Annotated in this window: 16 protein-coding genes and 5 tRNA genes; 5 read left to right on the top strand and 16 right to left on the bottom strand. The window is 71.6% G+C overall.

Annotated features, from left to right (window positions below; translation table 11 throughout):
* Positions 1-38: 38 nt before the first annotated feature.
* Together ACZ7JZ_RS16765 and ACZ7JZ_RS16760 are read right to left on the bottom strand one after the other, a co-directional pair.
* Entirely contained in the window at positions 39-1,049 is a 1,011-nt protein-coding gene (locus ACZ7JZ_RS16765; RefSeq protein WP_470939242.1) for an NAD(P)H-dependent glycerol-3-phosphate dehydrogenase, read from the bottom strand.
* A complete protein-coding gene (locus tag ACZ7JZ_RS16760) occupies positions 1,046-1,798 on the bottom strand; it encodes a lysophospholipid acyltransferase family protein (protein ID WP_470939239.1) in 753 nt (250 codons plus the stop codon). The genes ACZ7JZ_RS16765 and ACZ7JZ_RS16760 overlap by 4 nt, the downstream gene beginning before the upstream one ends.
* Positions 1,799-2,013: 215 nt before the next feature.
* On the opposite strand from ACZ7JZ_RS16760, the gene cofC reads away from it, so the two are divergent.
* Positions 2,014-2,634, top strand: coding sequence for a 2-phospho-L-lactate guanylyltransferase (gene cofC, locus ACZ7JZ_RS16755; protein WP_470939237.1), 621 nt, complete (start codon positions 2,014-2,016; stop codon positions 2,632-2,634).
* Between the two features lie 9 nt (positions 2,635-2,643).
* Positions 2,644-2,856, top strand: a complete 213-nt coding sequence (locus ACZ7JZ_RS16750; RefSeq protein WP_470939234.1) for a hypothetical protein — start codon at positions 2,644-2,646, stop codon at positions 2,854-2,856.
* 87 nt (positions 2,857-2,943) lie between these two features.
* Here ACZ7JZ_RS16750 and ACZ7JZ_RS16745 read toward each other — a convergent pair whose 3' ends face one another.
* From ACZ7JZ_RS16745 to leuC, 4 genes are all read right to left on the bottom strand, one after another.
* Positions 2,944-3,621 carry an HU family DNA-binding protein gene (locus ACZ7JZ_RS16745; RefSeq protein WP_470939231.1) on the bottom strand — a complete coding sequence of 226 codons (678 nt, stop codon included), beginning with the start codon at positions 3,619-3,621 and terminating at the stop codon, positions 2,944-2,946.
* Between the two features lie 143 nt (positions 3,622-3,764).
* Positions 3,765-3,992, bottom strand: a complete 228-nt coding sequence (locus ACZ7JZ_RS16740) for an SCO5555 family protein (RefSeq protein WP_470939228.1) — start codon at positions 3,990-3,992, stop codon at positions 3,765-3,767.
* A 137-nt stretch (positions 3,993-4,129) separates the two neighbouring features.
* Positions 4,130-4,723, bottom strand: a complete 594-nt coding sequence (gene leuD / locus ACZ7JZ_RS16735; protein WP_470939225.1) for a 3-isopropylmalate dehydratase small subunit — start codon at positions 4,721-4,723, stop codon at positions 4,130-4,132.
* Between the two features lie 5 nt (positions 4,724-4,728).
* Positions 4,729-6,162 carry a 3-isopropylmalate dehydratase large subunit gene (gene leuC, locus ACZ7JZ_RS16730; RefSeq protein WP_470939222.1) on the bottom strand — a complete coding sequence of 478 codons (1,434 nt, stop codon included), beginning with the start codon at positions 6,160-6,162 and terminating at the stop codon, positions 4,729-4,731.
* Between the two features lie 144 nt (positions 6,163-6,306).
* On the opposite strand from leuC, the gene ndgR reads away from it, so the two are divergent.
* Positions 6,307-7,023: an IclR family transcriptional regulator NdgR gene (gene ndgR / locus ACZ7JZ_RS16725; protein WP_470939219.1), complete on the top strand. Its 717-nt coding sequence runs from the start codon at positions 6,307-6,309 to the stop codon at positions 7,021-7,023.
* A 128-nt stretch (positions 7,024-7,151) separates the two neighbouring features.
* On the opposite strand, the gene ACZ7JZ_RS16720 is transcribed toward ndgR, so the two are convergent.
* From ACZ7JZ_RS16720 to ACZ7JZ_RS16675, 10 genes are all read right to left on the bottom strand, one after another.
* On the bottom strand, positions 7,152-7,697 hold the full coding sequence (locus tag ACZ7JZ_RS16720) for a DUF4188 domain-containing protein (RefSeq protein ID WP_470939216.1): 546 nt from the start codon (positions 7,695-7,697) through the stop codon (positions 7,152-7,154).
* Between the two features lie 114 nt (positions 7,698-7,811).
* A tRNA-Glu gene (locus ACZ7JZ_RS16715) sits at positions 7,812-7,884 on the bottom strand.
* Between the two features lie 48 nt (positions 7,885-7,932).
* Positions 7,933-8,004, bottom strand: a tRNA-Gln gene (locus tag ACZ7JZ_RS16710).
* 16 nt (positions 8,005-8,020) lie between these two features.
* A tRNA-Glu gene (locus ACZ7JZ_RS16705) sits at positions 8,021-8,093 on the bottom strand.
* A 61-nt stretch (positions 8,094-8,154) separates the two neighbouring features.
* Positions 8,155-8,227 (bottom strand) — tRNA-Glu (locus ACZ7JZ_RS16700).
* 23 nt (positions 8,228-8,250) lie between these two features.
* Positions 8,251-8,322: transfer RNA gene (locus tag ACZ7JZ_RS16695), tRNA-Gln, on the bottom strand.
* A gap of 86 nt (positions 8,323-8,408) precedes the next feature.
* Positions 8,409-9,137 (bottom strand): HAD family hydrolase, encoded by a 729-nt coding sequence (locus tag ACZ7JZ_RS16690; RefSeq protein WP_470939213.1) that lies wholly within the window; start codon positions 9,135-9,137, stop codon positions 8,409-8,411.
* 139 nt (positions 9,138-9,276) lie between these two features.
* On the bottom strand, positions 9,277-10,755 hold the full coding sequence (gltX, locus tag ACZ7JZ_RS16685) for a glutamate--tRNA ligase (RefSeq protein WP_470939210.1): 1,479 nt from the start codon (positions 10,753-10,755) through the stop codon (positions 9,277-9,279).
* Positions 10,748-11,548, bottom strand: a complete 801-nt coding sequence (locus ACZ7JZ_RS16680) for a fumarylacetoacetate hydrolase family protein (RefSeq protein ID WP_470939207.1) — start codon at positions 11,546-11,548, stop codon at positions 10,748-10,750. Before ACZ7JZ_RS16680 ends, gltX begins: the two co-directional genes overlap by 8 nt.
* A gap of 93 nt (positions 11,549-11,641) precedes the next feature.
* Positions 11,642-11,827 (bottom strand): hypothetical protein, encoded by a 186-nt coding sequence (locus ACZ7JZ_RS16675; RefSeq protein ID WP_470939205.1) that lies wholly within the window; start codon positions 11,825-11,827, stop codon positions 11,642-11,644.
* 576 nt (positions 11,828-12,403) lie between these two features.
* Between ACZ7JZ_RS16675 and ACZ7JZ_RS16670 the strand changes: the two genes are divergently transcribed.
* The gene (locus ACZ7JZ_RS16670) at positions 12,404-16,432 is read left to right on the top strand and encodes a sensor histidine kinase (RefSeq protein WP_470939203.1); all 4,029 of its coding nucleotides are present in this window, start codon (positions 12,404-12,406) and stop codon (positions 16,430-16,432) included.
* On the top strand, positions 16,433-16,567 hold a 135-nt coding region (locus tag ACZ7JZ_RS16665; RefSeq protein ID WP_470939750.1), incomplete at its 3' end, for a roadblock/LC7 domain-containing protein. It lies immediately after the preceding gene.

Genomic DNA, 16,567 nt, shown 5'->3' with positions numbered 1-16,567 from the left:
TCGCCACGAGAGTACCCGCTCAGACGTCCGGAAAGGAGTCAGCGGCGTTCCGGTTTGGCGCTGCGGGCCATCAGCTCCTTGAGCGCGACCAGCGGGGGTTTGCCGTTGTGCACGATGTCGACCACGGTGTCCGTGATGGGCATGTCGACCCCGTGTCGGCGGGCCAGATCGGCCACCGACTCGCAGGACTTGACCCCCTCGGCGGTCTGCTTGGTGACCGCGATGGTCTCCTCCAGGGTCATCCCGCGGCCCAGGTTGGTGCCGAAGGTGTGGTTCCGGGAGAGCGGCGAGGAGCAGGTGGCGACCAGGTCGCCGAGGCCGGCGAGGCCGGAGAAGGTCAGCGGGTCGGCGCCCATCGCCAGTCCCAGCCGGGTGGTTTCGGCGAGGCCGCGGGTGATCAGGGAGCCCTTGGTGTTGTCGCCCAGGCCCATGCCGTCCGCGATGCCGACGGCGAGGCCGATCACGTTCTTGACGGCGCCGCCGAGCTCGCAGCCGACCACGTCGGTGTTGGTGTACGGGCGGAAGTACGGGGTGTGGCAGGCGGCCTGGAGCCGCTGGGCCACGGCCTCGTCCACGCAGGCCACCACGGAGGCGGCGGGCTGGCGGGCGGCGATCTCGCGGGCGAGGTTGGGGCCGGTGACCACGGCGACCCGCTCGGCGGGGACCTTGGCGACCTCCTCGATCACCTCGCTCATCCGCTTGGCGCTGCCGAGTTCGATGCCCTTCATGAGGGAGACGAGCACGGTCTCGGGGGCCAGCAGCGGGGCCCATGCGGCCAGGTTGCCGCGCAGGGTCTGGGAGGGGACGGCGAGGACGGTGAAGTCGGCGCCCCGGGCGGCCTCCGCCGGGTCGGTGGTGGCGCGCAGGTTCTCCGGCAGCGCGGTGCCCGGCAGGTAGTCGGGGTTGGCGCGGTCGGTGTTGACCGCCGCGGCCAGCTCCGGGCGGCGGGCCCACAGGGTCACCTCGCAGCCGGCGTCGGCGAGCACCATGCCGAAGGCGGTTCCCCAGGAACCGGTGCCGAAGACCGCGGCCTTCACGGGACGTGTCACTTCTTGCCCTCCCCCGCGGCCCTGCGCCGCTGTTCCGCACGCGCCGTGCGGTGGTCGTACGGCTGCGCGGGAGCGGGCTCGCCGCGCAGCTCCTCCAGCAGCTCCGTGATGGCCGCCATGATCTCCTCGGTGGCCTCCTTGAGGACCTCCGGGGTGGGTTCGCGGTCGTAGTACGCGGACAGGTCGACCGGCGGACCGGCCAGTACCTGCAGGGTCTTGCGGGGGAACAGCCGGAGCTTGTTCTCCTTCGCGTACGGCGGCATCGCGAGGTGCGCGCCCCACTGCGCCACCGGGATGACGGGCGCCCGGGTCATGAGGGCGACGCGGGCGGCCCCGGTCTTCCCGGCCATGGGCCACAGGTCGGGGTCCCGGGTGAGGGTGCCCTCCGGGTAAAAGGCCACGCATTCCCCGCGCTCGATGGCGTCCACGGCGGCCCGGAATGCGTCCAGGGCGTTGGTGGTCTCGCGGTAGACGGGGATCTGGCCGGTGCCGCGCAGGATCGTGCCGACGAAAGGCGCCTTGAAGAGGCCGGCCTTCGCGAGCAGTCGGGGCACGCGCCCGGTGTTGTACTGGAAGTGGGCGTACGAGAGCGGGTCCAGATACGAGTTGTGATTCACGGCGGTGAGGAATCCGCCCGCCGCCGGAATGTGTTCCATTCCCCGCCAGTCCCGCTTGAACAGCACTACCAGCGGCGGTTTTGCGATGACCGCCGCCAGGCGGTACCAGAAGCCGATTCTGCGGCGGGACACTCGGACACCTTCCTCTAGGACCGGGGCAGGGCTCGGGCACCCGGCCGGCCGGACAAGTGTCGCCCCGGGTCCGGCCTCTGTCGAGAACACCGTACGCCCCGGCCGTGCGACCGTACCCCCGGGCGGGCGGCAGGGGGTGACAATGGGGCCCACTTCGCACGTCTGAACGCTTTCGAGGACGGGGGCCCGCCACGGACACCGCCTGGACCCTGGTCGTGCCGCTGAAGCCCCTGGCACTGGCCAAGAGCCGCCTCGCCCCGGCGGCCGGCGCGGACCGGCCGGCGCTGGCCCTGGCGTTCGCGATGGACACCGTCGCGGGTGCGCTGGCCTGCGCCGCGGTCCGGAGTGTGGTGGTCGTCACGGACGATCCCCGGGCCGCGTCGGAACTGTCCGCGCTGGGTGCGCGGATCCTCCCGGACTCCCCCGCGGCCGGGCTCAACGCGGCCCTGGCGCACGGGGCGCGGACCGTGCGCGGCCGCCGGCCCGGGGCCGCGGTGGCCGCGCTGAACGCGGACCTGCCCGCCCTCCGGCCGGGGGAATTGCAACGCGTGCTCGATACCGCGGCCGCATTTCCCCGGGCATTTCTGGCGGATGCGGCAGGAATCGGAACAACTTTGCTTTCCGCTGCTCCGGACGTGGAATTGGACCCCTCGTTCGGAGGCCCTTCCCGGCTGCGGCATTCGGCTTCTGGGGCGGCGGAAATCCTGCTCCCCGGGGTGGAAACGGTCCGCCGGGACGTGGACACCGGGGCGGATCTGCGCGCGGCGGCCCTGCTGGGCCTGGGCCGCTACACGTCGGCCCGCTGGACGGCACCGGACGGGGCCCGCCGCCGCTAAAATCCGGGCATGCAGGCGACCGCGTACACGTACGATTCCGAGACCCGCAGCGGCAGTGTGCTGCTGGACGACGGCACTCCGGTGCCCTTCGACACCTCCGCGTTCGACGCGGGCGGACTGCGGCTGCTGCGCCCGGGGCAGCGGGTGCGGATCGAGACCGAGGGGGCCGCGGGGGCGGGCGGCGGGCTGAGGATCACGCTGATCACCCTGCAGACCCTCTGACTAGCCACCCCGCTGACCTGCGGATACGGCGCGGGCCGGTATCCCCTGGGGGGACACCGGCCCGACGCGTGGAAGGGGCAGCCGCCGTTACTTCTTGCGGGCGGCGGTCTTCTTGGCGGTGGTCTTGCGCGCCGTCGTCTTCTTGGCGGGCGCCTTCTTCGCGACGGCCTTCTTGGCCGGCGCGGTCTTCTTGGCGGTGGCCGTCTTCTTGGCCGCGGTCTTCGCCGGGGCGGCCTTCTTCGCCGCGGCCGTGGTCTTCTTCACCGCGGTGGTGGTCTTCTTGGCCGCGGTGGTGGTCTTCTTCACGGCGGCCTTCTTGGTGGCGGCCGTGGTCTTCTTGGCGGCCGGGGCGGCCTTCTTCGCCGCGGCCTTCTTGGCGGTGGCGGTCTTCTTGGCCGCGGCCTTCTTGACCGTGGCGGAGGCGGCGCCGCCGGTGAGGCTGCCCTTGGGGGCCTTCTTGACGGCCACCTCGTCGCCCTTGGGGAGCTTCTTCGTGCCGCTCACCAGGTCCTTGAAGCCCTGACCTGCGCGGAAGCGGGGGACCGAGGTCTTCTTGACCCGGACGCGCTCACCCGTCTGCGGGTTGCGGGCGTACCGGGCCGGACGCTCGACCTTCTCGAACGAGCCGAAGCCCGTGACCGAGACCCGGTCGCCCGCGACGACCGCGCGGACCATCGCGTCGAGGACCGCGTCGACAGCGTCCGCGGCCTGCTGGCGGCCACCGAGCTTGTCGGCAATCGCTTCTACGAGCTGCGCCTTGTTCACGTCTTCCCCTTCGGAGACATTGCCAGAACGATTGTGTTCAAGCTTTTTCGCACGTTAGGCGGATATATACCGCAAATCAAACACGAAACGGGCTAATCACCCTAGTGCCGCAACGATGTAGACCGCTGCGGAGTTCCTTCGCATCAGTCGCCTTCAGGGAATCGACCCTCGTCGAGGTCCTTCATCAACCTGTCCAGGCGCCTTGCCGCATCGGCGAGATCGTGCTTCGCCGCGGCCGAGACGACCAACAGCTTCCGGGTCAGCGCCATCCTTACGCCCTCCGGGACTTGCAGTGAGCGCACCCTTGTGTGCGCTTCTTTCAGCCGGTCCGCGACGAGTTCCCAGAGCTGGAGTTGACTGTCGCGTTCCATGCACAGATTGTGCCATCTGGGGCGAGTTGTCGCCTCACGGGGCCTCAACATACGACTGCACCCCCTGCCGGAAGGCAGGGGGTGCAGTGTTCGCTCAGCGATCGCCCGATGGCGAATAAGTGCTGATCAGGCCCGAATCAGGCCTGAATCGTACGCGGCTTGAAGCCCGGACGAACGCTTTCGTAGGTGGCGATGTCGGCTTCGTTCTGAAGGGTGAGCGAGATGTCGTCCAGCCCCTCCAGCAGCCGCCAGCGGGCGTTCTCGTCGAGTTCGAACTCCGCCTCGATTCCCGCCGCGCGGACCTGCCGGGCGACGAGGTCCACGGTGATTTCCGCGGTCGGGTCGGACTCGGTCAGCTCCCAGAGCCGGTCCACGTCCTCCTGCGGGAGGACCACCGTGAGCAGCCCGTTCTTCAGGGAGTTGCCCCGGAAGATATCGGCGAAGCGCGCGGAGATCACGGTTTTGAACCCGTAGTTCTGCAGGGCCCAGACCGCGTGCTCGCGGGAGGAGCCGGTACCGAAGTCGGGGCCGGCGACCAGCACGGTCGCGCCCTGGCGCTCCGGGCGGTTCAGCACGAACTCCCCGTCCTTGCGCCATGCCTCGAAGAGCCCGTCCTCGAAACCGTCGCGGGTGATCTTCTTGAGCCAGTGCGCCGGGATGATCTGGTCGGTGTCGACGTTGCTGCGGCGCAGCGGAACGGCCCGGCCGGTGTGCGTGGTGAAGGCTTCCATGACTCTCAGACTCCTGCGGGGGCGGGGACTTCGGTGGCGCCGGCCAGGTCGGCGGGCGAGGCCAGGCGGCCCAGCACCGCGGTGGCTCCGGCGACCTGCGGGGAGACCAGGTGGGTGCGGCCGCCCTTGCCCTGGCGCCCCTCGAAGTTGCGGTTGGACGTGGACGCGGAGCGCTCGCCGGGGGCGAGTTGGTCGGGGTTCATGCCCAGGCACATCGAACACCCGGCGTGCCGCCATTCGGCGCCCGCCTCCTTGAAGACCTTGTCCAGGCCCTCCTCCACCGCCTGCAGGGCCACCCGGACGGAGCCCGGGACCACCAGCATGCGTACGCCGTCGGCGACTTTGCGGCCCTCGACGACCGCGGCCACGGCCCGCAGGTCCTCGATGCGGCCGTTGGTGCAGGAACCTACGAAGACGGTGTCCACCTTGATGTCCCGCAGCGGCTGTCCCGCGGTCAACCCCATGTACTCCAGGGCCTTTTCGGCGGCGAGGCGCTCCGAAGGGTCCTCGTACGAAGCCGGGTCGGGGACCGACTCGGACAGCGGGGCGCCCTGGCCGGGGTTGGTGCCCCAGGTGACGAACGGGGTCAGCGCGGACCCGTCGATGACCACCTCGGCGTCGAAGACCGCGTCCTCGTCGGTGTGCAGGGTCTTCCAGTAGGCGACGGCCTCGTCCCAGTCCGCGCCGACCGGGGCGTGGTCGCGGCCCCGGAGGTAGTCGAAGGTGGTCTGGTCGGGGGCGATCATGCCCGCCCGGGCCCCGGCCTCGATCGACATGTTGCAGATGGTCATGCGGGCTTCCATGGAGAGCCGCTCGACGGCCTCGCCGCGGTACTCCAGGACGTAGCCCTGGCCGCCGCCGGTGCCGATCCGGGCGATGATCGCCAGGATCAGGTCCTTGGCGGTGACCCCTTCGCCCAGCTCGCCGGTGACGGTGATGGCCATGGTCTTCGGGCGGGCCAGCGGGAGCGTCTGGGTGGCCAGCACGTGCTCGACCTGGCTGGTGCCGATGCCGAAGGCCAGCGCGCCGAAGGCGCCGTGCGTGGAGGTGTGCGAGTCGCCGCAGACCACGGTGGTGCCGGGCTGCGTCAGCCCCAGCTGCGGTCCCACCACGTGGACGACTCCCTGCTCCACGTCGCCCAGCGAGTGCAGCCGCACCCCGAACTCGGCGCAGTTGCGGCGCAGCGTCTCCAGCTGGGCCCGGGAGACCGGGTCCGCGATCGGCTTGTCGATGTCGAGGGTGGGGGTGTTGTGGTCCTCGGTGGCGATGGTGAGGTCGAGGCGCCGGACCTTGCGGCCGTTCTGCCGCAGGCCCTCGAAGGCCTGGGGGCTGGTCACCTCGTGCAGCAGGTGCAGATCGATGTAGAGCAGGTCGGGCTCGCCCTCGGCGCGCCGGACGACGTGGTCGTCCCAGACCTTCTCCGCGAGTGTCCTACCCATCGCTTTCCCTCCGGCCGGCTGGTTCCTCTGCCGGCTCTCCTAGAGATCCCGAACCCAGTGGTTCGTGGGCCCGCACATACAGACTGTCGGGTTCTTGGAAAAATTGAACTTGCGTTTCACAGTGTGAGACGTGAATATCGTTGCATGGACAACTCTAGCGGCGTCGGCGTTCTCGACAAGGCAGCTCTGGTATTGAGCGCACTGGAGTCCGGTCCGGCCACCCTCGCCGGGCTGGTCGCGGCGACAGGGCTCGCACGACCCACGGCACATCGGCTGGCCGTGGCACTGGAACACCACCGGATGGTGGCGAGGGACATGCAGGGCCGGTTCATCCTCGGCCCGCGGCTGGCGGAGCTCGCCGCCGCGGCGGGCGAGGACCGGCTGCTGGCCACGGCGGGACCGGTACTCACCCACCTGCGCGATGTCACCGGCGAGAGCGCCCAGCTCTACCGCCGGCAGGGCGACATGCGCATCTGCGTGGCGGCCGCGGAGCGGCTGTCCGGCCTTCGGGACACCGTCCCGGTCGGCTCCACGCTCCCGATGAAGGCCGGTTCGGCCGCACAGATCCTGATGGCCTGGGAGGAGCCCGAGCGGCTGCACCGCGGCCTCCAGGGCGCGCGGTTCACGGCCACCGCCCTGTCCGGCGTACGGCGCCGCGGCTGGGCCCAGTCGATCGGCGAGCGGGAGCCCGGAGTGGCCTCCGTCTCGGCTCCGGTCCGCGGGCCCTCGAACCGCGTGGTGGCCTCCGTGTCGGTCTCCGGTCCGATCGAGCGGCTGACCCGCCACCCGGGCCGGATGCACGCGCAGGCCGTCATCGACGCGGCCGCACGGCTCACGGAGGCCCTGCGCCGCGCGGGCTGACCCGCACCCTCCCTTTCCCCTCCCCCTGCTCCCTCGGGGCCGGGGGGCGCCCGCGACGCCGCACACGTCCGGTCGGGCGCCCCGCGGCCCCGTTCGCCGTCCGGGGCCCCGGCCCCGGTCGTGCCGCCCTACGCGGAGCGCTTCCGCGGTCCGGTCCGGCCGCCCAGCCCGGCCCGGCCGCCGGGCGCACCGCCCTCCAGCCGGTCGGCGGCCCGCTCCCCGCGCAGTCCGACGGGCAGCACCGAGGTGGCCGCGCCCAGGCCGAACGCGGGCATGTTCACGTACACGTTCTCGTAGCTCCCGGCCGGGACGAGGTACGTCTCGTGCCAGAAGCCGACGCCCCTGCCGCGGCCCGCGCGGACCCGGTGGTTGAAGGCCGCCCAGGCCGGCCGGTGGAGGTGCTGGGGGTCGTCGGCGTAGGACAGCAGCTTCTCCGCCGAGGACCAGTACTGGACGACGTAGACGAGCCGCGGGCCGCCGAGCAGCAGCCGGTAGCCGAGCATGCCGCTGTCCTCGTCCTCGGACAGCTCCTTGAGCATCCGGGGCATCGCCCGGAAGACCGGCCACCAGCTTCGCGGCGACCTGAAGCGGTTGATGCGCATGCCGATCAGGAAGACGATCACGTCACCTTCGGCGGCAGCGGTGGTGCGCCCGTGGAACAGCTTGGTCTCCATGGGTCCATTAGCCGTCCCCGGGACCGCCCCGCGCAGCAGGAAGGACCAACTCGGCCCCCGTATTCACCGCAAGCGAAAGGCCCCCCGCGCGAACGCGGGGGGCCTTCCTGTGCGTACCCCCGACCGGATTCGAACCGGCGCTACCGCCTTGAGAGGGCGGCGTGCTAGGCCGCTACACAACGGGGGCTTGCTGGGCGCGCCCCGAAGGGCACTGCAGTTCACCTGCTCAACTGCGCTGGGCTACCAGGACTCGAACCTAGACTAAATGAACCAGAATCACTCGTGCTGCCAATTACACCATAGCCCATGGTGGTTTAGACCAGTACCCCCGACCGGATTCGAACCGGCGCTACCGCCTTGAGAGGGCGGCGTGCTAGGCCGCTACACAACGGGGGCCCTAGCGATCCTGCATCGAGACGTCTGGGAGCTACCCAAGAGACCTCGCGGGAAGGATCTGTACCCCCGACCGGATTCGAACCGGCGCTACCGCCTTGAGAGGGCGGCGTGCTAGGCCGCTACACAACGGGGGCTAAGCACTGCTACATGCACTGCGCTGGGCTACCAGGACTCGAACCTAGACTAACTGAACCAGAATCAGTCGTGCTGCCAATTACACCATAGCCCACCAAAATTCAACCCCCTGCCGGGGGGTTTCATTCGGGTGGCGCCCCCTTCCGGCCTTTCGGCCCGCTCGGCGGCGCAGAAAGAACATTACCGGATGCCTGACCGTGCTCCAAAACGGGTATCCCCGGCCAGCACCTCCGGCAGGGCCTCCAGGTCCCGGATCCGGTGCACGCCCGCGGGTCCGGGGCCCCGGGTGCCGTCGCGGTCCAGCCAGACGGCCGTCAGCCCGGCGTCCCGGGCCCCGCGGGCGTCGATCTCGGGCTGGTCGCCCACGTAGGCCACCTCGGCGGGCGGCAGGGCCAGGGCCTCGCAGGCGGCGAGAAAGGCCTCCGGCTCCGGTTTGCTCACGCCGAGCTCGGCGGCGCACAGCAGGACCTCGAAGCGGTCCCGCAGGCCCAGGGAGCGCAGCTTGGGGTCCTGGTTGGCGAGGGTGGAGTTCGACAGCACGCCGTGCCGGTAGCGGGGGGCGAGCAGGTCGAGGACCGGCACCACGTCCGGGAAGAGCTCCCACGCGGCCTGGAAGTACGCGATGTAGCGCCCGGTCCACTCGTCGGCGGCCGCGTCGTCCATGCCGGGCGCCCCGAGGAACTCGCGGACCCGCTCGCGCCGCTGGTCCTGGAAGGAGATCCCGCCGGCGGCGAAGCGGGCCCAGTGCGCCTCGGTGATCTTGCGCCACAGGGCGAGCGTCTCGGCCTCGTCCCCGAACCTCCCGGCCAGCCCCTCGGCCTCCAGGTGCCGCGCCAGCCCGGTCCGGTCGGCCCCCGTGTAGTCGAAGAGGGTGTCGTCGATGTCCCACAGCACGGCGCGGATCGGCATGCGGCCGACCCTACGCCGCCCGGGGCGCCCGCGGGGCGGAACGGGCGAATCCGCACCACACCGCAGGGGGCGGCCCCCGGCCGTGGACCGGGGGCCGCCCCCTGCGGGGACGGTCGGGCGGGCCCGGAGGCCCGGGGCATCAGGCGGAGAGCTTCGCCAGAGCCGCGTCGATGCGGGCGAGGGTCTTCTCCCGGCCCAGGATCTCCAGGGACTCGAAGAGCGGCAGGCCGACCGTGCGGCCGGTGACCGCGACGCGGACCGGGGCCTGGGCCTTGCCGAGCTTGAGGCCGTGGGCCTCGCCGGCGGCCAGGACGGCCTCCTTCAGCGATTCGGCGCTGCTCCAGTCCGCCGCGGCGAGCTTCTCGCGGGCGGTGGTGAGCAGGGCCGCCGGCTCGCCCTTCATGGCCTTGTCCCACGAGGCCTGGTCCGAGACGGGCTCGGCCAGGAAGAGGAAGTCCACGTTGGCGGTGATGTCCGACAGGACGGTCAGGCGGGTCTGGGCGTGCGGCGCGACGGCCTCCCAGGCGGCCTGGTCGAACTGCTCCGGCGCCCAGGGGGCGTGCGGGGCCTGCAGCCAGGGGGTGCAGGCCTCGGCGAAGGCCTTCGGGTCGAGGCGCCGGATGTGCTCGGCGTTGATCGACTCGCACTTCTTGAGGTCGAAGCGGGCCGGGTTGGCGTTGACGTCGGCGATGTCGAACTTCGCCACCATCTCCTCGATCGAGAAGAGGTCCTGGTCGGCGGAGAAGGACCAGCCGAGGAGGGAGAGGTAGTTCAGCAGGCCCTCGGGCAGGAAGCCGCGCTCGCGGTAGAGGTTGAGCGAGGACTCCGGGTCGCGCTTGGAGAGCTTCTTGTTGCCCTCGCCCATGACGTACGGCAGGTGGCCGAAGGAGGGGATGTCCTTGGCGATGCCCAGCTCGATCAGCGCCTTGTACAGGGCGATCTGGCGGGGGGTGGAGGAGAGCAGGTCCTCGCCGCGCAGGACGTGCGTGATCTCCATCAGCGCGTCGTCGACCGGGTTGACCAGGGTGTACAGCGGGGCGCCGTTGGCCCGGACGATGCCGTAGTCGGGCACGTTCTCCGGGGTGAAGGTCAGCTCGCCGCGGACCAGGTCCGTGAAGGTGATGGGCTCGTCGGGCATCCGGAAGCGGATGATCGCGGTGCGACCCTCGGCCTCGTACGCGGTCTTCTGCTCCGCGGTGAGGGTGCGGCACCGGCCGTCGTAGCCGGAGGGGCGGCCCTCGCGGCGGGCCAGGTCGCGGCGCTCGTCGAGCTCCTCGGCCGTGCAGTAGCAGGGGTAGGCGTAGCCGCCCGCGACGAGCTTCTGCGCGACGTCGGCGTAGAGGTCCATCCGCTGGGACTGGCGGTACGGGGCGTGGGGGCCGCCGATCTCGGGGCCCTCGTCCCAGGTGAAGCCGAGCCACTTGAGGGAGTCGAGGAGCTGCGCGTACGACTCCTCGGAGTCGCGGGCCGCGTCGGTGTCCTCGATGCGGAAGACGAAAGTGCCGCCGTTGTGCCGGGCGAAGGCCCAGTTGAACAGGGCGGTGCGGACCAGGCCCACGTGGGGGTTGCCGGTCGGCGAGGGACAGAAACGTACGCGGACGGGGGTCGCGTTAGCCACGCTTGATCACCTTGTTGGTGAGAGTGCCGATGCCTTCGATGGTGACGGCGACCTCGTCGCCGACGTTGAGGGGGCCGACCCCAGCCGGGGTGCCCGTGAGGATGACGTCCCCGGGGAGGAGGGTCATGGCCTCGGTGATGTGCACGATCAGGTCCTCGACGGAGCGGACCATCTCGCTGGTGCTGCCCAGCTGCCGCTGCTCGCCGTTGACGGTGCACTGCACGGCCAGGCCCTCGGAGACGCGGGCCGGGTCGATGCCGGTCTCGATCCAGGGGCCGAGGGGGCAGGAGCTGTCGAAGCCCTTGGCGCGGGCCCACTGCTTCTCGCGCTGCTGGACGTCGCGCGCGGTGACGTCGTTGGCGCAGGTGTAGCCGAGGACCACGTCCTTGACGCGCTCGCGGGGGACCTCGCGGCACATGCGGCCGATGACCACGGCCAGCTCGGCCTCGTGGTGCAGGTCCTGCGAGAAGGAGGGGTAGACGATCGGGTCGCCCGGGCCGACCACGGAGGTGGAGGGCTTGAAGAAGGTGATGGGGGTCTCGGGGACCTCGTTGCCGAGCTCCGCCGCGTGCTCCGCGTAGTTGCGGCCGATGGCCACGACCTTGTTGGGGAGCACGGGCGGCAGCAGGCGGACCTTGCTCAGCGGGACCTTCGTGCCGGAGAGCTCGAAGTCCGCGAACGGGATGCCCTTGATGATGTCGAGGACGAGCGAGCCCTCGTCGCCGGGGGCGGCGTCGCCCTCCACGGCGCCGAAGGCCACATTGCCGTCGATCGAGAACCTGGCGATGCGCACGTGTTGCGTCTGCCCCTCTGTATTGCCGCTGCTGGAGTCTGCGCTCCAGGCTAACGCGGCGGGGCGGGGCGCCTCGCGACCTGTGCGGGCCCTTTACTCCGCGGCGGCGGCGACCGGGGCCTTCATGAGGATGGTGCGGCGCGGGTTGGCGGTCTGGTTCGGCAGCTCGACGGCGTGCTCCGGCACCGCTACGCCCTGCAGCTCCTCGGCGCCCTTCAGGTGCGCGAGGGTGGTGCGGCGCGGGTTGGCTATGTTGCGGAACATCATCGTCGTCTTCATCGCTGTCTCGGAACCCTGTCGGTCGCGGGCACCCGCGGGCGCCGGTTGTCGGTTGCGTGATGCATGTAAAGAGCAAGGCTAAACATCGGATTCCCCGCGGATCCAAGGAAGTAATGGCTCCGGGCATGTGAGTTTGCTCACCAGCTGACCGGCATTACCGACATTACGGACAGTCAATTGACCCCGAAGAAACGGACATTGTGCCACTGAATGCTCCATTCCGCTCCTGATCATCTCGACTGGGACACCGTGTGTGCGTAAGTGATTCATAAGAGAAAGTCCGATTTCTCCGGGATCCGCTTCCACATCGCGTAGCCCGGCAGTCACACACCGTCGCCGATCAAGAGGGGGTGCGCTCGCACCTTGTTGGAGATCCGGCACTGTGCTGGAATTCCGGGGACCGCCGCGGGATTCAGCCGGCGCGCAGAGGGCGCAACGCAGCGCCGGGCGGCGGTCGATCTGGAAGGGGAGAAGCGCCGGTCACCCACGACCACCACGGAGCCCGCCAGGGCCCCACGACTCGACACCGTCCCACCGCTCGCCGGCGGGACGCCTGGTCCAGAGGTTGCGACGCTAGTGCAGGGACGATTCAAGAGGGATGGCAGCGGTGCGGCGGAGCAGGAGCCGCGCGGCGGGAACGACCGTGGCTCCTCGCCCCAGCACGCCCCGAACCACGGGCCTGCCGCCGGCGTCCCGGGTGCCGCTTCCGTGACCGAGCCGGGAGCCCCGGCCGCCGCCAAGGGCAAGGGCAGGGCCGCGAAGGCCGCCGCCAAGGCCGGCAAGAACGGCAAGGCGGGCAAGAACGGCACGGGCGCCCCCGGCGCGGACGGCCGGGACCAGAGCGCGGACCAGGCGATACCCGCCGCCGCGGCTCCCCCCGGCCCCGGCTCCCGCTTGGCCCTGCAGAACTGGCGCATCAGCACGCGGCTCGTGTCGCTGCTCGCCCTCCCCGTCGTCGCCGCGACCTCGCTCGGCGGCCTGCGCATCAACGAGTCCCTCAACGACATCCAGCAGCTCGAGCACATGCAGCTGCTGACCACGATGACGAAGCAGGCGACGGCCCTGGCCTCCGCGCTCCAGGTGGAGCGCGACAAGTCCGCCGGCCCCCTCACGAACGCCAAGGACGGCGCGAAGCCGAGCAGCCTCGTCACCGGTGTCCGCGACGACACCAACGACGCCGCGACGGCGTTCCTGGACGCCACGCAGGACGTGGACGACCAGCAGGGCCACGACGACACCCTGCAGTCGATCCGCTCCAACGTCCTCCAGATCAGCCAGCAGCTGGTCACGATCGAGGACATCCGCAAGAACGCGTACAAGAACTCCTCGCAGCAGACCATCGCCGAGTACAACCAGCTCATCGAGTCGCTGCTGAGCCTCTCGCAGGACATGGCCCAGGCCACGTCCAGCCCCGAGATGATCAAGCGCACGCGCGCGCTGGCCGCGTTCTCCTCCGCCAAGGAGTACTTCTCGATCCAGCGCGGCGTCATCGCCGGCGCGCTGCCGGACTCCAACCGGAAGCCGGGCTCGCTCAAGGAGAACGACCGGCTCTACGCCCTCGCCGCCCTCAAGAGCGAGGGCCAGGCCCGCAAGACCTTCGACCTGATCTACCAGGGCAAGGCCGAGGAGCTCACGGAGACGCTGAACGACGGCCACGCCGACATCTCCAGCGCCGAGCACTACTCGCGCCGCATCCTCGGCACCCAGGGCCAGTTCGTGAAGGAGCGCAACCGCTCCTGGATGGACTGGTACGACCAGGCCGACGTCAAGATCACCGCGATGAAGAAGATCGAGCTCTCCCTCCTGGAGGACATGGAGGAGGAGGCGCGCAACCTCAAGAACGAGGCCCAGCGCGACGCGCTCATCAACGGTGCCCTGATCCTCCTCGTCCTCGGCGTCTCGCTCGTCGGCGCCTTCGTGGTGGCCCGGTCCATGATCCGCTCGCTGAAGCGGCTCCAGGACACCGCCACCCGGGTCGCCCAGGACCGGCTGCCGGAGCTCGTCAAGCAGCTGTCCGAGTCCGACCCGCAGGACGTGGACACCTCCGTGGAGTCCGTCGGCCTGCACACCCGCGACGAGATCGGCCAGGTGGCCGCGGCCTTCGACGACGTGCACCGCGAGGCCGTCCGCCTCGCCGCCGAGCAGGCCCTCCTCCGGGGCAACGTCAACGCGATGTTCACCAACCTCTCGCGGCGTTCCCAGGGCCTCATCCAGCGCCAGCTCTCGCTCATCTCCGAGCTGGAGTCCCGCGAGGCCGACCCGGACCAGCTGTCCTCCCTCTTCAAGCTCGACCACCTCGCGACCCGCATGCGCCGCAACGGCGAGAACCTCCTCGTCCTCGCGGGCGAGGAGCCGGGCCGCCGGTGGACCCGCCCGGTCCCGCTGGTCGACGTGCTCCGCGCCGCCGCCTCCGAGGTGGAGCAGTACGAGCGCATCGAGCTGGCGTCGGTGCCCGGCACCGAGGTCGCCGGCCGCGTCGTCAACGACCTCGTGCACCTCCTCGCCGAGCTGCTGGAGAACGCCACCTCGTTCTCCTCCCCGCAGACCAAGGTCAAGGTCACCGGCCACGCCCTGCCCGACGGGCGCGTGCTGGTCGAGATCCACGACACCGGCATCGGCCTCTCCCCCGAGGACCTCGCCGCGATCAACGAGCGGCTGGCCTCGCCGCCCACCGTGGACGTCTCCGTCTCCCGCCGCATGGGCCTGTTCGTGGTCGGCCGCCTGTCCCTGCGACACGGCATCCGCATCCAGCTGCGCCCCTCCGACTCGGGCGGTACGACGGCCCTCGTCATGCTCCCCGTCGACGTGGCCCAGGGCGGCAAGAAGCCGGGTCCCGTGCCCGGCGCCCCGGGTGCCCAGCAGGGCCCCGGCCAGCCCCAGGGCGGCCGGCCGAACGCCGGCGGCGCCATGGGTGCGATGGCGCAGGGCGCCGCCGCCGGCCGGCTCGCCGCCGGTCCGCAGCGCGGCCAGGTCACGGGCGGCGCCCCGCGCAACGCCCTGCCCGGCCGCGACGGCGCAGGCCAGCGCGGTCCGCAGCAGGGCGGCCGGCCGCAGGGTCCGGGCCAGGGCGGCCAGGTCCCCGGCCAGCAGCCCGCCAACGCCTTCGGCGCGGGTGCCCCGATGGGCGCCCGCGGTCCGCAGGGCGGCCAGCAGCCCGGCCAGCAGGGCCGCCCGGCTCCCGGTCAGCAGCCCCAGGGCATGGCTCCGCAGCACGGCCAGCAGTCCGGTCCGCCGGTCCGCCAGGACGTCTTCGGCCAGCCCGGCGCGCCCGCCAACAGCGGCTTCGAGCGTCCGGCGCAGACCCCGGTGCGTGCCGACGCGGGCGAGCTGCCCGGCGCGGCCCGCCCGCAGCTGCCCCCGCGCGGCGGTGCGCGCCCCGAGCCGGCCGGCTCCGCTCCGGCGGGCGGCTGGGGCGGTCCGGCCGGCGGCGGCCAGGAGGTCCCCCGCGGCCACGACGAGCTCCAGGGCCCCGGCTCCACCGCCGAGTTCGCCCGTCCCGACTTCAACGGCCCGCCGCCGCAGGGCGGCAGCACCACCGGCCAGTTCGAACGGCCCGACGTGCGCGGTCCGGCGGACCCCTCGACGACCGGCCAGTTCGCCCGCCCGGAGCTGCCGCAGCAGCCCGGTTCGACGACCGGCCAGTTCGATCGGCCGCAGTTCCCCGCGGTGCAGGCGCCCCAGGACCCCTCGGCGACGGGCCAGTTCGCCCGCCCCGGCTTCCCGGGTGCGCCGGGCGTCCCCGCCCTGCAGGACCCCTCGGTGACCGGGCAGTTCGAGCGCCCGCAGTTCCCCCCGGCCCCGGCGTCCCCGGACCCGGCGTCGACCTCGCAGTTCGAGCGGCCCGACTTCCAGGCCCCGCGCCCGGGCGGTCCCGGGGTCGGCGGCTACGGACGCCCGCAGGACCAGGCGTACCCGCAGCCGCAGCAGCCCCAGCAGCCGCTCCCGGCCCGGCCGCCGCACCAGACCGGGTCCTTCCCGGCGGTGCCGGCCGCGCGCCCCGAGGCGCCGCGGCTGCCCCAGGCCCACCAGCCGGAGGCGCTGCCCCCGGCCCCGGGCCCGGTGGACGGCCGTACGCCGCTCTTCGACAACCTCGAGTCGAACTGGTACGCAGGCAACGGCGCGGCCCCCGCCCCGCAGGGTCCGGGCGTGCCGCAGCAGCCGCAGCAGTACCAGCCGCACCCGTCGGGTCCGGTTCCGTCGAACCCGCCGGTACCCGCCGCGCCCCAGCAGCCCCTGCCGCAGCGCGCCCAGGAGCGCGCCGGCGGTGACGCGCTGACGGCCACGGGCGCCACCCCGACGGTCAGCTGGCGCAGCTCGCCCAACGACGAGCTGATGAAGCAGGCCGAGCGGGTGCGCCAGCCGGCCGCCGGCGGGGTCACCACCTCGGGCCTGCCGCGCCGGGTCCCGCGGGCCAACCTGGTCGCGGGCACGGCCCAGCAGCAGAACGACACGCAGTCGGGACCGCAGGTCTCCCGCGCACCGGACGACGTGCGCGGCCGGCTCACCAACCTCCGCCGGGGTATCCAGCAGGGTCGCCAGGCGGGCAGCAACGGCCCGGCCACCGGCACTTACCGCACCGGCCCCACTCACCAGCAGGAGCGTTAGTTGAGTTCCATGAGCCAGGCGGCACAGAACCTGAACTGGCTGATCACCAATTTCGTGGACAACACCCCCGGGGTGTCGCACACGGTGGTGGTCTCCGCCGACGGCCTCCTTCTGGCGATGTCGGAAGGCTTCCCC

The sequence above is a fragment of the Streptomyces sp. NPDC038213 genome, from assembly GCF_055600495.1.
The sequence above is the reverse complement of the archived record's forward strand: the minus strand, read 5'-3'. Positions and strand labels throughout refer to the sequence as shown.